Here is a 14254-nt window from a genome sequence, read left to right as displayed (position 1 = left end):
TATGGATTTGCCCTCGACTACACCGAAGAAGTTGGTCTCACGGACTTCACCTGCCCGCGTCGATGGCGTATTATGTTCAACTGTTTGTTTGTAGTTGCAGCCTAAAGCTGCTTGGTTGGAGGAGTTTCCTTTGGCAGTCAAGATTCGCCTTGCTCGTCACGGCGCTAAGAAGCGTCCGTACTACCGTGTCGTCGTCGCCGATTCCCGCGCCCCGCGTGACGGTCGTATCATCGAGGAGGTTGGCCGCTACAACCCGATGACCGCCCCCAAGACCATCAATCTCGACCTCGAGAAGATCGCCGACTGGCAGTCCAAGGGCGCTCAGCTCACCGACGCCGTCGCCGCTCTGGTCAAGGCCGCCAACGAGGGCGAGAAGACCGAGACCGTCGTCAAGAAGTCCAAGAAGCAGCTCGCCAAAGAGGCCGAGGCCGCTAAGGCTGCCGCTGAGGCCGCTGAGGGCGCCGAGGAGTAAATCGTGCCTGAGGTTGACGCTGCACAGCTCGAGGGTGAGGCAATGCTCTCAGATCGCATCGCCGATCTCGTCGAATATCTCGTTGTTCAGATCGTCGACGACCCGGATTCCGTGAGCCTTGAGGTCATCGATGGTGACGACGCCTCCACGATTGAGGTTTCGGTCGCCGAGGATGACGTCGCTAAGGTCATCGGCCGTCGTGGCCGTACCATCAAGGCCATTCGCACGCTCGCCCGTGCACTGGCCGCTCGCCTCGACACTGCTGTCGAGGTAGAGGTTCTGGGCTAGGACCTTGAGGTCCCAGTACAAAAACATCGCCCGTGTGGTCAAGCCGCACGGAAGGAAGGGGGAGGTCCTCGCGCAGCCGCTGCGGGGGCTTCCTTCTGTATTAGAGCCGGGTATGCGCGTCGCCCTGACGCCGCCGGCGCTCAAGCGCGACCGCTTTTGCACGGTCGTGTCCGTCACCGATACGGGCGATGGCGATCTGGTCTCGTTTGAGGGCATTGACGACTTGACGGCCGCCGAGGGCATCACGGGATGCTATGTGTTGGCAAATCGTGACGATTTTGAGCTCGATTCACTCGACGCCGCCTATTCCGACCTGATGGGTCGCGAGGTGGTCGACGAGCGCTTCGGTTCACTCGGTACGATCGTCGAGATCATGTCGACGCCCGCTAACGATGTTTGGGTCGTCGAGGGCGATCGGTACGGCGAGGTACTGATTCCCGTGATCGAGCAGGTTGTGCTCGATCTTCCCGACACAGGAACAATTTCCGTCCACGTTATGGACGGCCTGATCGATATGGACAAGTAGGGAGGACAACATGCTGATTGAGACCCTTTCGGTCTTTCCCGAGATGTTTGAGCCCGTCATGTCCACATCGATTTTGGGCCGCGCCCGCAAGGCCGGCCTTTTTGATTTTAAGGCGTATAACCTGCGCGACTGGACGCACGACCGCCATCGTACCGTCGATGACGAGCCGTACGGCGGCGGGCAGGGCATGCTCATGAAGGTCGAGCCCATTGCCGAGGCAATCGAGGCAATCAGCTCCGAGGGTCCTAAGCCCACCGTGGTGTTTTTTACCCCCTGTGGCGAGTCCTTTACACAGCATGTGGCCGAGCGCCTGCTCAAAAGTGAGCGCTTGCTGTTTGTGTGCAGCCGCTACGAGGGCGTCGACGAGCGCGCGTATGCGTATGCCGATGAGCGTCTGTCGATCGGCGACTACGTGCTTACGGGCGGCGAACTTCCCGCTATGGTCGTTGCCGATGCCGTCGTGCGCCTCATTCCCGGCGCCCTTGGTGACGAGATGAGCAACGTCGACGAGTCGTTCTCGACCGCCGAGGACGGAGGCCTGCTCGAGTATGCGCAGTACACCCGTCCTGCCGAATTCAACGGCGAGGGCGTGCCGCCCGTGCTCGTGAGCGGTGACCATGCCAAGGTTGACGCCTGGCGCCGTAAGAATGCCATCGAGCGCACCTGCCGCTGGCGTCCCGACCTGATCGAGACGGCGCGGCTTACGCCCCAGGAGCGCGCATACGCGCAGGAGATTCTGGACGCTTCGTATTCGCAGAGCGAGGAGTGAGAATGGTTCCATCGCAGCATTCCGCGTTGAGGGGCGCCTTTGAGTGGATCGCGGTCATCGCAATCGCGCTCGTGGCCACCTTCCTGATCCGCACCTTTGTGGTCGAGCCCTTTGTGGTGCCCACCGGCTCCATGGAGGACACGATCGAGATTGGCGACCAGATCCTGGCGCAAAAGGTGAGCCTGGAGCTCGGGCAGCCTGTCAAACAGGGCGATATCGTGGTGTTTCGCAACCCCGATGCCACCTCCGAGCACGACGTTCTTGTCAAGCGCGTTATCGCCACGGCCGGCCAGACGGTCGATTTGCAGGACGGTCGCGTGGTCGTTGACGGCCAGGCACTCGATGAGGACTATACGACCGGCATGAGTTGGCCGCTTTCGGTCCAGGCGCCCGCCGCCCAGGTGAGCTATCCCTACACCGTCCCCGATGACTGTGTGTGGGTGATGGGCGACAATCGAGAGAACTCTGCCGACTCACGCTACTTTGGTCCCGTCGATCGCTCCGATTTGATCGCTGTGGCGCTTGTGCGCTACTGGCCGCTCAACCGCATCGGCGCTATCGACTAAAAACCGCTATAGTACAGTACCTAACCGTGTAATCGTTTCGACGAGGGGATATTAGAGGCATGAACGCTTCATCGCTTTCCTTCCAAGACATCATCCTGCGCCTCCAGCAGTACTGGGGCGAGCAGGGCTGCGTCATTATGCAGCCCTATGACTCCGAGGTCGGTGCCGGTACCTTCCATACCGCGACCACGCTGCGCTCGCTCGGTCCCGCCGAGTGGCGCACCTGCTATGCGCAGCCCTGCCGCCGTCCCGCCGACGGCCGCTACGGCGAGAACCCTAACCGCATGCAGCACTACTATCAGTTCCAGGTGCTCATTAAGCCCTCTCCGGTTAATGCTCAGGAGCTTTACCTGGGGTCTCTTGCTGCCATTGGCCTGGACCCCAACGACCATGACGTCCGCTTTGTCGAGGATGACTGGGAGAGCCCGACCCTGGGCGCCTGGGGCCTTGGCTGGGAGGTTTGGCTCAACGGCATGGAGGTCACGCAGTTTACGTACTTCCAGCAGGTGGGCGGCATCGAGGTCGACCCCGTGCCCGTCGAGATCACCTATGGCCTGGAGCGTATCGCCATGTATGCCCAGGGCGTCAACTCCGTTTACGACCTGGTGTGGAGCTACCTGCCCGACGGTACGCCCATGACCTATGGCGACGTGTTCCTCGAGAACGAGCGCGAGTTCAGTGCCTATAACTTTGAGGTCGCCAACGTCGAGATGATGCGTCAGAAGTTTGACGACTACGAGGCCGAGTGCCATTCCTGCCTGGAGCGCAAGCTGCCGCTGCCAGCGTATGACTGTGTCATGAAGTGCAGCCACGCTTTCAACCTGCTCGATGCCCGCGGCGCCCTGTCCGCGGTCGAGCGTGCCAACTACATCCTGCGCGTCCGCGCCGTCGCCAAGGCGTGCTGCGAGGCCTATATGGCCGAGGTCGCCGGAGTCAACGAGAATGCCGACCAGGAAGGCGAGGTGGCGTAAGCCATGGCAGACGCTAAGGATTTCCTGTTTGAGATCGGTACGGAGGAAATGCCCTCCGCACCGCTGAACAATGCTGTCAAGCAGCTTGGCACCATGATCGCCAAGGGCCTCGACGAGGCCGGTCTGGCCCATGGCGAGGTCCGCGTGATCTCGAGTCCGCGTCGCCTGGCTGCGCTCGTGGCCAACGTCGCCACCGCGACCGATGAGGTTCACGAGGTCAAGCGTGGCCCTGCGGCCAACATCGCCTTCGACGCTGGCGGTAACGCCACCAAGGCCGCCCAGGGCTTCGCCCGCAAGTGCGGTGTGGCTGCCGAGGATCTGGTCCGTCGCGAGGACACCGACGGCCGTGAGTACGTCTTTGCCGAGAAGAACATTCCTTCTGCTCCGGCTACTCCGATCCTGACGGCCCTGTGCGAGAAGACCATCGCCGGCCTGCAGTGGCCCAACTACCGTAGTCAGCGCTGGGGCCACGAGCACGCCACCTTCGTGCGCCCGGTCCGCTGGATCTGCTGCCTTCTGGGCGAGGATGTTGTGCCCGTGTCGTTTGCCGACGTGACGAGCGGCAACACTACGCGCGGCCATCGCGTGCTTGGCCCCGGTGACCACGTTGTCGCTAGCCCCGCCGCCTACGAGCAGGTGCTCGAGGACGCCGGCGTGCTTTCTGCCGAGCGCCGTCGCGAGGCGATTCTAGCCGGTATCGCCGAGGTCGAGGCTGCCCGTCCCGGCTGCCATGTCGATACGCCCAAGAAGGTCTTCGAGGAGGTTATCAACCTCTGCGAGTGGCCGACGGTGCTCGTCGGTACCTTCGATGAGGAGTTCCTCAAGGTCCCGCACGAGATCATCTGCGAGTCCATGCTCACCAACCAGCGCTACTTCCCGATCTATGACAGCGAGGGCAAGCTTACGCGTGAGTTCGTGGTCGTCTCCAACAGCAAGCCCGAGAATGCCGAGCGCGTGATCGACGGCAACGAGCGCGTCGTGCGCGCCCGTCTGGACGACGCTAAGTTCTTCTACGAGGAGGACCTGAAGATCTCCCTCGACGAGTTCCGCGAGCGTCTGGCCAAGGTCGCCTTCCAGGAGAAGCTCGGTAGCGTGCTCGCCAAGTCCGAGCGTATTGAGCAGCTCGCGCTCGCTATTGCCCGCGAGGCTCATCTGGGCGCCCACCTTGCCGCCGATGCCGCTCGCGCCGCGCACCTGTGCAAGGCCGACCTGGTCTCCAATGCCGTTGTCGAGTTCACGAGCCAGCAGGGCGTGATGGGTGGTTACTACGCCTGCGCGATGGGGGAGAACGACGAGGTCGCTCATGCCATTCGCGATCACTATCGTCCCCGCTTTGCCGGCGACGAGCTGCCCGAGGGCACCGCTGGCTGCATCGTGGCCTGCGCCGACAAGCTCGATACCATCGCCGGTATCTTTGCCATCGGCGAGCCCCCGACCGGCTCCTCCGACCCCTACGCGCTGCGTCGTGCCGCTATCGGCATCATCAACATCCTGCGCGACCGTCTGCCGATCGATCCCACGTCGCTCATCGACTTCGCCCTTGAGCTCTACAGTGAGCAGGGCATTGAGTTCGACGCCGCCGAGGTCGCCCAGCAGGTTCGCGACTTCTTCCATGGCCGCCTGGTGAGCATGGCCCGCGACGAGAAGATCCCGGCCGATACCGTCGCCGCCGTCTCCGCGGTGCACATCATTGCCCCGTCCGTCTTCTTCGCCCGCTGCGCCGCCCTCGACGAGGCCCGCAAGAACGACGCCGAGACCTTCGATAACCTGGCCACCGCCTATGCCCGCGCCGCGCATATCTCCAAGCCCGTGTTGGGTGCGGAGTACGACCGCAGCCTGATGGGCGAGGTTGAGCTTGCGCTTGCCGATGCCTCCGAGGCTGCCCAGACCGCTGTCGATGCCGCCCTCGCTGCCGAGGATTACCCGGCCGCATTTGCCGCCCTCGCCGCCCTTCGCGCCCCCATCGACCGTTTCTTCGACGAGGTTATGGTCATGGACAAGGACGAGCAGCTTCGCGATAATCGCCTTAAGCTGCTCAACCGCTTTGAGGCCGTTTTCTCCGGCATCGCCAACATCGGTGAGCTTGCCCGCAAAAAGTAAGCTAGCCTGCGCGTAAGCGCAAAAGGAGCCCCGCATGGATTGCCCGGTCACCGCTCGTCCCACCGTTATCGTTATCTCCGACTCGCTCGGTGATACCGCTTGTGAGGTGGTGCTTGCGGCGTCCGGGCAATTTGATGAAGGGGCTTTTCGTCTTTTGCGCCTGCCCAAGGTGACCTCGGTGGAGCAGGTCAAGTCGTTTGTGGGTCCGCGTGTCGATGCGGACCATCGCGATATTGCCGTGTTCCACACCATTGTCGATCCGGCGCTTCGCGCCCGCGTCCTCGATTACCTGGGCATGCTGCATATCCGTTCGGTCGACCTGATCGGCCCGACGCTTGCCGTCCTGTCCTCGCTTATCGGTGCGTCGCCCAAGGGTGTCGCGGGTGTGATTCATAAGACCGACGACCGTTATTTCCATCGCATCGAGGCCATGGAGTATTTTGTTGAGCACGATGACGGGCGCGGGTGCGATGATCTGTCGGGTGCCGATATCGTGCTGCTGGGTGTGTCGCGTACTTCCAAGACGCCGCTGTCGATGTATTTGGCCTATCAGGGCTACAAGGTCGCCAATGTCCCACTGGCTCATGGTATGGAGCCGCCAAAGTCGATTTATCAGGTTGATCCGATGAGGTTGTTTGGCTTGATTTCGACCGTCGACGTTATTTCTGAAATTCGCGATAGCCGCTTGGGTGATGACTACGCCCGCGCCGTCGCCGGCTCCTATGCCGAGCCTGAGAGCGTGCGCAGCGAGCTCGAGGAAGCCCGTGCCCTCATGAAGCGTTTGGGCTGCTTTGTGGTGCGCACCGACGGCAAAGCCATCGAGGAAAGCGCTGCCGAGATCATTGCCCACCTCGAAGAGATTCAGGAAGCCAGGGCCCGCCGTGCCGTCCGTCGCGCTCAACAAAGCTAGCTTATGTGGGACGGGTTTGTCTGGGTAGCTAAAATAGCCCCGTCCCAAATTAGCTACCCAAAGAGACTACCTCAAAATAATGCATGATTATGGTAAAGCGATTTAGCAGTTATTACCGCTTTTGACCTGCAAGTTACTTGCAGTGGTATCTTCATAAGGCAACCACCTTTACCTACCGTTTACCGTCATATTTACCACGTTTACCAAACCGCGCATCCTCTGCTCAAGCCTGTCCAAAACCCGCCGTATAGTTCCCTCACGGCTCGCATCCGGCGGGCCAATTCGTTACCACGGTCGTGCGCGAGAGCGCATGGAAGGGGAAGTATCGTGAGCGATTGCAAGAGGGTTTACCGTTTTGGAACCGACGCCCAGGGCACCTGTGTCACCGAGGGTGACAAGTCCATGAATTTCGTGCTTGGCGGCAAAGGCGCAAACCTTGCCGAGATGAGCCGCATCGGCCTGCCGGTCCCCGGTGGCTTTACCATTACCTGCCAGACCTGTGTTGCGTACTCCGGTGCCGGTAACGTCTGGCCCGAGGGCGCACTCGATGAGATCGTTGCCGCCGAGGCAGACCTCGAGGCCCGCTGCGGCAAAAAGCTCGGCGATGCCTCCGATCCGCTGCTCGTATCGGTTCGCTCGGGCGCTCCGTTCTCCATGCCCGGTATGATGGACACAGTCCTCAACCTGGGCCTCAATGACGATTCCGTTCAGGGCCTTATCGCCCAGACGCAAAACCCGCGTTTTGCCTGGGATAGCTACCGCCGCTTTATCCAGATGTTCTCCAACGTCGTCATGGGCGTCGACGCCGACCTGTTCGAGAATGCTCTGACCCAGGCACGCCTGGTCGCCGGCGTTCGTGTCGATTCCGAGCTTTCGGCCGAGGACCTGCAGGAGCTCGTCGAGACCTTCAAGGGCATCTTCTCCGAGAACGTCGAGGCCGCCCTGTACCCCGAGCTCGAGGTCGCTGACGGCAAGCCCGTCTTCCCGCACGACCCGGAGCTCCAGCTGCGTCTTGCCATCCAGGCCGTCTTTGGCAGCTGGATGAACGAGCGCGCCTGCATCTACCGCAAGCAGCATGGTATCTCCGACGAACTCGGCACCGCCGTCAACGTTCAGGCTATGGCCTTTGGCAATAAGGGCGAGACCTCCGCGACCGGCGTCGCCTTTACGCGCAACCCGGCCGACGGCACCAAGGAGTTTTACGGCGACTTTCTGGTTAACGCCCAGGGCGAGGACGTCGTCGCCGGCATCCGCAATACCGAGCCCATCGCCGACCTCAAGACCACCCCGGGCCTCGAGTCTGCAGGTGAGGAGCTCGAGCGCGTGTTCCTGACCCTCGAGGATCATTATCGCGATATGTGCGATATCGAGTTCACCATCGAACAGGGCAAGCTCTGGATGCTCCAGACCCGCGTGGGCAAGCGTACCGCCACGGCCGCCCTGCGCATCGCCATCGAGATGGTCGAGGAGGGCCTGATCACGCGCGAGGAAGCCGTGGGGCGCATCGACCCCGCACAGCTCGATCAGCTCCTGCACCCGCAGTTCGATGCCTCCAAGAAGTATGAGGCACTTGCTACCGGCCTTAACGCCAGCCCCGGTGCCGCCGTGGGCGAGGTCGTGTTCTCGAGCGATGACGCCGTCGCGCGCGCCAACGAGGGTCACAAGGTCATTTTGGTTCGCTGGGAGACCAACCCCGATGACCTGAAGGGCATGGTCGCCGCCGAGGGCATCCTCACCAGCCATGGTGGCAAGACGAGCCACGCAGCCGTTATCGCCCGCGGCATGGGTACGCCCTGCGTCTGCGGTGTCGAGCGCTTCCATATCGACGCTGCCGAGAAGGTCGTGCACATCGAGGGCAGCGACCGCGTGCTGCGCGAGGGTGATGTCATCTCCATCGACGGTACCCAGGGCATCGTCGTCGACGGCGCCGTCGACCTGGTTTCGGCCGAGCTCACCGGCGACCTGGACACCATCCTGTCCTGGGCCGACGAGATCCGTTTGGACGAGACCTGCGGCCACGCCAACCACGTGCGCGTTAACGCCGACAACCCCGAGGATGCCGCGCTCGCGCTCGAGTTTGGCGCCGAGGCCATCGGCCTGTGCCGCACCGAGCATATGTTCCTGGGCGACCGCAAGAACATCATCCAGAGCTTTATCCTGTCCGATGACGAGGCCGTAAAGCAGCAGGCCCTGGCCGACCTGCTCAAGGTCCAGACCGAGGACTTCCTGGCGATGTTCAAGACCATGTCCGGTCGCGATGTGGTCGTGCGTCTGCTCGATCCGCCGCTGCACGAGTTCCTTGACGATCCGCGTGAGCTTGAGGTCGCCATCACCAAGAAGGAGGCCGCCGGCGCCAGCGAGGAAGAGCTTGCCGCCCTGCGTGCCCGCCTGCGTCGTATCGACGGCATGGTCGAGTCCAACCCCATGCTGGGCTTGCGCGGCGTGCGCCTGTCCGTCGTCTTCGGTGACCTGCCGCTCATGCAGGTCCGTGCCGTGGCAACGGCTGCCGCCCGCCTTATCAAGGAAGGCGTCGACCCGCGTCCCGAGATTATGGTTCCGCTCGTTTCCATTACGGCCGAGCACGTTCAGACTCGCGAGGTCATCGAGCGCGTGATCGCCGAGGTCTCCTCCGAGGAAGGTGTCGAGCTCAACATTCCCGTGGGTACGATGCTCGAGCTGCCGCGCGCTTGCATGGTCGCCGACGAGATCGCGCAGCACGCCGACTTCTTCTGCTTTGGCACCAACGACCTCACCCAGACGACCTTCGGTTTCTCGCGTGACGACGCCGAGGCTAAGTTCATTCCGCTGTACCTGCATAAGAAGATCTTGAAGGACAACCCCTTCGAGACCATCGACACGGCAGTACTCGAGCTGGTGCGCATGGCCGTGGCGAAGGGTCGCGCTACCAACCCCGACATGCACTTTGGCGTGTGCGGCGAGCACGGCGGCGACCCCAAGTCCATCAAGGGCCTGTTTAACGTGGCCGATGTGGACTATGTGTCCTGCTCGCCTTACCGCGTGCCCCTGGCGCGTCTGGCTGCCGCTCAGGCCAAGCTCGAGGCCAAGCGCAACGCCTAGCGCCCTGCGCATCGACGCCTGGCATAGTCCCCCTTCATACCGCCCGTCTCATTCGTGAGGCGGGCGGTTATCATGTGCGGGTTTTGTCTTTTTGTCTGCGTAAAAAATTGTTCTTGCAGCGCAAACCCGCGCGTGTATACTCGAATACGTTTGTTCAACTACGTGCCGGCCAGGGTGGTACGGCACCTCTAGAAGAGTAAGGAATTGCACATGGATTACATCCGCGCAATCGAGCGTCAGCAGATCCGCGAGGACATTCCTCAGGTTCGCGTCGCCGACAACGTCAAGGTTCACTACCGCATTAAGGAAGGCGACCGCGAGCGCATCCAGGTCTTCCAGGGCGACGTCATCCGCATGGCCGGCGCCGGTGCCCGCGAGACCTTCACCGTCCGCAAGATGTCCTTCGGTGTCGGTGTTGAGCGTACCTTCCCGCTTCACAGCCCCAAGATCGCCAAGCTCGAGGTCGTTCGTCATGGTCGCGTCCGTCGCGCCAAGCTGTACTACCTCCGCGACAAGGTGGGCAAGGCTGCTCGCATCCCCGAGAAGCGCTAAGAAGATCGCAGCGTCTGTCCACTCGTTTGGACACAAGGGTCACCTTCGGGTGGCCCTTCTTTTTATCTGATTTGCATGCAAGGAGGGCCTGGTATGGCCAACATGACGAGCTCGGTTTCGGCATCGCAGGTTGCCGGTGAGTTGGCGAGCGCTACGTTTGAGGAGATTCCCGCCCTCGTGGAGCATTATCGCGAGGACCCACGCCAGCAGGTGATCAAGGCTTGTGAACGCGCCCTCAAACGCCATGCCAAAGAGCTTGCCGAGCGCGAGCGTGTCAATGACATGTACGAGCTTATGCATGAGCTTGGTGGCGATGGGGTGGTCGTTGGTGTCGACGAGGTGGGCCGCGGATCGGTGGCCGGTCCTTTGACGGTATGCGCCGTCTGTCTTCCTATGGAGCCGCGCGTCTGGGGTATCAACGATTCCAAAAAGCTCACGCCCGCGCGCCGCGAGTTGCTCTCGGTGAAGATAGCCGAGGTGGCGACGGCAATTGGTTTTTGCCATATCGCGCCTAAGGATATCGATGAGATGGGCATGGCCCGCGCCATTCGAGCCGCTGTCGCGGGCGCCGTGGCCGATACGGGGCTCGAGCCCGATTGCGTGCTTATGGACGGTAACCCCTTGGGCGCCGTTCCCAACGAGCGCGACGTGGTGAAGGGCGATGCCAAAATCGCCTGCATCGCCGCGGCGTCCATCATGGCCAAGGTCACGCGTGACGAGATGATGGTCGAGTACGACGCCGAGTATCCCGAGTACCATCTGGCCGAGTCGAAGGGCTATGCAAGCCCCGAGCATATCGAGGCCATTCGCAAACATGGGCTTTGTCCACTGCACCGCGTGAGCTTTTGCGGAAACTTTCTGCAGACTGAGCGCCTTTTCTAGGTCAATTGTGGAGACAGGGACCTCAGGGGTTTTATAAACCTGCTGGAAGCGGGCCGTATGCAACACCATTGCTGCGTACGGCCCGTTTTTTGACGGCATTTGGTCAGCTTTTGGTTTGCTTCCGGTACTTACCCGCATGAAAGGTGCCCTCATCATCGGGGCAATGCAGTGTGCGGGAAAGGAGACCCCATGAGTGCCGCAAGCAAAAAGAGCAAGACGCAGCAACTCAAGGAGCGTTGGGAAAACGGCGAGCTCGACTGTGGGGCGATGGCGCCCGACTTTATCAAGGGACTCAGTCCCCGCGAGCTGGGCATGCTGGGCGAGCTGATCACCATCGACTACTTTAACGAGCGCGGCTACACCTTGCTGGAGCAGGGTTATCGTTGCACCGAGGGCGAGGCCGATCTGGTGCTGCTCGATGAGCTCGACGATGTCGTGGTGATGGCCGAGGTCAAAACCAGACGAGTTGCACTGGATTGCAGCACGCGGGTCTTTCCCGAGGAGGCCGTGGACGCCCAAAAGCAACGCCGCTACCGCCGCATCGCAAGTTGCTACCTCATGGAGCATTATCCGCTCAAGGCGATTCGCTTCGATGCCGTGGGCGTCACCATTCGTGGCGGGCATATCGCCGAGATCGAGCATCAGTACAACGCGTTCGATTGGCAGGTGTCGTGATGGCGTTCGAGACGTTTGCCGTTCACGCGGCCTGCATCCGCGGCGTCGAGGCGATTCACGTCACGGTCGAGGTCTCGCTTGCCGGTGGCGTTCCGGGGATCCAGATGCTCGGCATTCCGAGCATGGAGGTGATGGAGTCACGCGGTCGTATTCGCTGCGCGATGCGCTCCGCCGGGTTCGAGATCCCGCGCTCGGGCATTACGGTCAATCTGGCGCCTGGCGATATTCGCAAGACCGGTAGCGGCTTTGATCTGCCCATCGCCATCGCGGTATTGGCGGCCGATGGTCAGATTCCCCGCGACAACCTCGATCGCTGCCTTATCGCCGGCGAGCTCGGCTTGGACGGTACGGTGCTTCCCGTCAAGGGCGAGGTGGCGTTTCAGCTATTGGCGCGTGATATGGGGCTGTCCTTTATCGCCGGCAGGTCCGATCAGCATGTGCCGCTTGCGGGCGTGGATTGTGGATTCATCGATCATTTGTCTCAGCTTGCCCATGGCATGGGCGATGCCGCGCGGCACTACTTGGATTCTGAAGTGCTCGAGGCGACCTTTGAGCCCGAGCTCGACTATGCCGACGTACTGGGGCAGGAGGTCGCCAAGCGCGGCATGGCGCTTGCGGCGGCAGGAGAACTCGGCTTGCTCATGATCGGGTCCCCGGGATCGGGCAAGACGATGCTCGCGCGTCGTATGACCGGCATCCTGCCCGAGCTTTCCGTTGAGGATCAACAGGAGGCGCTGTGCATCCATTCGGTTTTGGGTGAGAACATTGATGGCTTGTTGGCAGGGCACCGGCCCTTCCGCAGTCCCCATCACAGTATTTCGACCGCAGGTCTTATCGGCGGTGGGCGCCCGGTGCACCCGGGTGAGATCAGCCTTGCTCATGGCGGCGTGCTATTTTTGGACGAGCTTGCTGAGTTTCCCACGGGTGTGCTGCAGACGCTGCGTCAGCCCATCGAACGCGGCTATGTGAGGATCGTACGCGTCGACGGGGCTTTTACCTTCCCGTCGCGCTTTCAGCTGCTGGCTGCGAGCAATCCCTGCCCCTGCGGCTTTTTGGGCGATCGTGAGGTACCGTGTCGCTGCTCGGCGGCGATGGTCGAGCGCTATCGGTCAAAGCTGCGCGGTCCTTTGGCCGACCGTATCGACATGATGATCGATGTGACCCGTCCCGACCCTCAGGTGATTATCGAGGGTGCGGAGGGTATGTCGTCTGCCGAGTTACGTGACTACGTTGTGCGCGGTCGCGCTTTTCGCGCTTGGCGCGAATCCCGTATGGACGATGCGGATGCCGAGGCCGAGGATGACGAGACACGGTCCATTGACGGCGTCGTTTCGACCTTTGAGCTCGATGATGCGGCGGAGAAGTGTGTGCTCGGCCTGTCGAAGCGCACGCATCTCACGGGCCGCGGCATCGTGCGCCTGGTGCGTATCGCGCGTACCATCGCCGACGTCGCCGAGAGCGAGCAAGTGACGCAGGACTACGTGCTCGAGGCGGCGATGTACCAGGGAAGGAGGGACCAATGATGGCCGAGGGGACCTTCGAGCTGCATCCAGGTGACGCGTTGTATCCCGAGACCGTTTTGGAGCTTTCTGATGTACCCCTGACACTCTATGTGCGCGGCAACCCCGAGGTGCTTTCGACGCCCGCGCTCTCCATCATCGGCGCGCGCAAGGCCTCTCCGTATGGTCTTGCCGTGGCAGAGCTTGCGGCAAAGGTTGCGGTCGAGGCGGGCGTGACGGTAGTTTCGGGCGGCGCGGTCGGTTGTGACCAGGCCTCGGGTTGGGCTGCGGTCAATGCCGGCGGCAAACACGTCGTGGTGCTGGGGACGGGCGCCGACGTGGTCTACCCGCGTTCGAGCGCGGGGCTTATTACGCGCACGCTCGATACGGGTGGCGCGGTCGTGTCGATCTCTCCGTGGGGCATGGGTCCGCGCAAGTTTGCCTTTCCGCGCCGCAATCGCGTGATCGCGGCCCTGTCGCAAGCCCTCTTTGTATCCGAGGCGGGTATGCCTTCCGGGACGTTTTCTACAGCCGAGGCTGCTATGGATTTGGGGCGAGAACTTCTTGCCGTGCTGGGGTCGATCCTATCGCCCGAGTCGCGTGGCACGAATTACCTCATTGCGAACGGTGCCTGCTGCATCATCGACGAGGAATCTATCGAGATGGCTATTTCACGCATCTACGGCACCCTGCGCTACTCGCGCCCCGATGCTCCCGGCATTGCCGACCTGGATCAAACACAGCAGACCGTGATGCATGCACTCATCGCCTCTCCGCTCAAGGTCGACGACATCGCGGCACTCGTCTCGCTCGATGCCGTTGGCGTACTTAAGCTCCTGGGTTCGCTTGAGCTCGAGGGCCTTATCGAGCGCATGATGGATGGAAGGTATGCGCCCTCCAAGTTTGCCCTTCACGCCCAGACACCCTTCGGTCACAATGGAAAACATGTCAATTAGAAAGGTGTTT

The 14254-nt window shown here is 61.8% G+C and carries 14 protein-coding genes; all 14 read left to right on the top strand.

Going from position 1 to position 14254, the window contains the following annotated elements; translation table 11 throughout:
* Positions 1-130: 130 nt before the first annotated feature.
* The 14 genes from rpsP to DW850_RS01580 all read left to right on the top strand — a co-directional run bounded on the left by rpsP (position 131) and on the right by DW850_RS01580 (position 14244).
* Positions 131-472: a 30S ribosomal protein S16 gene (gene rpsP, locus DW850_RS01645; RefSeq protein ID WP_022094749.1), complete on the top strand. Its 342-nt coding sequence runs from the start codon at positions 131-133 to the stop codon at positions 470-472.
* Positions 473-514: 42 nt separating this feature from the next.
* On the top strand, positions 515-760 hold the full coding sequence (locus DW850_RS01640; RefSeq protein WP_171021534.1) for a KH domain-containing protein: 246 nt from the start codon (positions 515-517) through the stop codon (positions 758-760).
* Positions 761-764: 4 nt separating this feature from the next.
* Positions 765-1286: a ribosome maturation factor RimM gene (gene rimM / locus DW850_RS01635; protein WP_089573449.1), complete on the top strand. Its 522-nt coding sequence runs from the start codon at positions 765-767 to the stop codon at positions 1284-1286.
* Positions 1287-1296: 10 nt separating this feature from the next.
* Complete coding sequence (trmD, locus tag DW850_RS01630) at positions 1297-2055, top strand: tRNA (guanosine(37)-N1)-methyltransferase TrmD (RefSeq protein ID WP_117786059.1); 759 nt, start codon at positions 1297-1299, stop codon at positions 2053-2055.
* A gap of 2 nt (positions 2056-2057) precedes the next feature.
* Positions 2058-2621, top strand: a complete 564-nt coding sequence (gene lepB / locus DW850_RS01625; RefSeq protein WP_117786058.1) for a signal peptidase I — start codon at positions 2058-2060, stop codon at positions 2619-2621.
* A 59-nt stretch (positions 2622-2680) separates the two neighbouring features.
* Positions 2681-3592 (top strand): glycine--tRNA ligase subunit alpha, encoded by a 912-nt coding sequence (locus DW850_RS01620; RefSeq protein ID WP_006236091.1) that lies wholly within the window; start codon positions 2681-2683, stop codon positions 3590-3592.
* Between the two features lie 3 nt (positions 3593-3595).
* The gene (gene glyS / locus DW850_RS01615) at positions 3596-5692 is read left to right on the top strand and encodes a glycine--tRNA ligase subunit beta (protein WP_117786057.1); all 2097 of its coding nucleotides are present in this window, start codon (positions 3596-3598) and stop codon (positions 5690-5692) included.
* Positions 5693-5726: 34 nt separating this feature from the next.
* Positions 5727-6602, top strand: a complete 876-nt coding sequence (locus DW850_RS01610) for a pyruvate, water dikinase regulatory protein (RefSeq protein WP_117786056.1) — start codon at positions 5727-5729, stop codon at positions 6600-6602.
* A gap of 327 nt (positions 6603-6929) precedes the next feature.
* The gene (gene ppdK / locus DW850_RS01605) at positions 6930-9680 is read left to right on the top strand and encodes a pyruvate, phosphate dikinase (protein ID WP_117786055.1); all 2751 of its coding nucleotides are present in this window, start codon (positions 6930-6932) and stop codon (positions 9678-9680) included.
* Positions 9681-9890: 210 nt separating this feature from the next.
* The gene (gene rplS, locus DW850_RS01600) at positions 9891-10232 is read left to right on the top strand and encodes a 50S ribosomal protein L19 (protein ID WP_006236098.1); all 342 of its coding nucleotides are present in this window, start codon (positions 9891-9893) and stop codon (positions 10230-10232) included.
* 93 nt (positions 10233-10325) lie between these two features.
* Positions 10326-11114, top strand: a complete 789-nt coding sequence (locus DW850_RS01595) for a ribonuclease HII (protein ID WP_117639929.1) — start codon at positions 10326-10328, stop codon at positions 11112-11114.
* Between the two features lie 189 nt (positions 11115-11303).
* Positions 11304-11789 (top strand): YraN family protein, encoded by a 486-nt coding sequence (locus DW850_RS01590; protein WP_117786054.1) that lies wholly within the window; start codon positions 11304-11306, stop codon positions 11787-11789.
* On the top strand, positions 11789-13312 hold the full coding sequence (locus DW850_RS01585; protein WP_117786053.1) for a YifB family Mg chelatase-like AAA ATPase: 1524 nt from the start codon (positions 11789-11791) through the stop codon (positions 13310-13312). The genes DW850_RS01590 and DW850_RS01585 overlap by 1 nt, the downstream gene beginning before the upstream one ends.
* Positions 13312-14244 (top strand): DNA-processing protein DprA, encoded by a 933-nt coding sequence (locus DW850_RS01580; RefSeq protein ID WP_117786085.1) that lies wholly within the window; start codon positions 13312-13314, stop codon positions 14242-14244. The genes DW850_RS01585 and DW850_RS01580 overlap by 1 nt, the downstream gene beginning before the upstream one ends.
* Positions 14245-14254 lie beyond the last annotated feature (10 nt).

Origin of the sequence: Collinsella sp. AM36-4AA (assembly GCF_003467795.1) — a bacterium.
Lineage (GTDB): Bacteria > Actinomycetota > Coriobacteriia > Coriobacteriales > Coriobacteriaceae > Collinsella.
The sequence above is the reverse complement of the archived record's forward strand: the minus strand, read 5'-3'. Positions and strand labels throughout refer to the sequence as shown.

Excerpts from the sequence above, each read along its gene's own strand:
- DW850_RS01640 (WP_171021534.1), top strand. The coding sequence starts at position 515 with ATGCTCTCAGATCGCATCGCCGATCTCGTCGAATATCTCGTTGTTCAG.
- trmD (WP_117786059.1), top strand. The coding sequence starts at position 1,297 with ATGCTGATTGAGACCCTTTCGGTCTTTCCCGAGATGTTTGAGCCCGTC.
- lepB (WP_117786058.1), top strand. The coding sequence starts at position 2,058 with ATGGTTCCATCGCAGCATTCCGCGTTGAGGGGCGCCTTTGAGTGGATC.
- DW850_RS01620 (WP_006236091.1), top strand. The coding sequence starts at position 2,681 with ATGAACGCTTCATCGCTTTCCTTCCAAGACATCATCCTGCGCCTCCAG.
- glyS (WP_117786057.1), top strand. The coding sequence starts at position 3,596 with ATGGCAGACGCTAAGGATTTCCTGTTTGAGATCGGTACGGAGGAAATG.
- DW850_RS01610 (WP_117786056.1), top strand. The coding sequence starts at position 5,727 with ATGGATTGCCCGGTCACCGCTCGTCCCACCGTTATCGTTATCTCCGAC.
- rplS (WP_006236098.1), top strand. The coding sequence starts at position 9,891 with ATGGATTACATCCGCGCAATCGAGCGTCAGCAGATCCGCGAGGACATT.
- DW850_RS01595 (WP_117639929.1), top strand. The coding sequence starts at position 10,326 with ATGGCCAACATGACGAGCTCGGTTTCGGCATCGCAGGTTGCCGGTGAG.
- DW850_RS01590 (WP_117786054.1), top strand. The coding sequence starts at position 11,304 with ATGAGTGCCGCAAGCAAAAAGAGCAAGACGCAGCAACTCAAGGAGCGT.
- DW850_RS01585 (WP_117786053.1), top strand. The coding sequence starts at position 11,789 with ATGGCGTTCGAGACGTTTGCCGTTCACGCGGCCTGCATCCGCGGCGTC.
- DW850_RS01580 (WP_117786085.1), top strand. The coding sequence starts at position 13,312 with ATGGCCGAGGGGACCTTCGAGCTGCATCCAGGTGACGCGTTGTATCCC.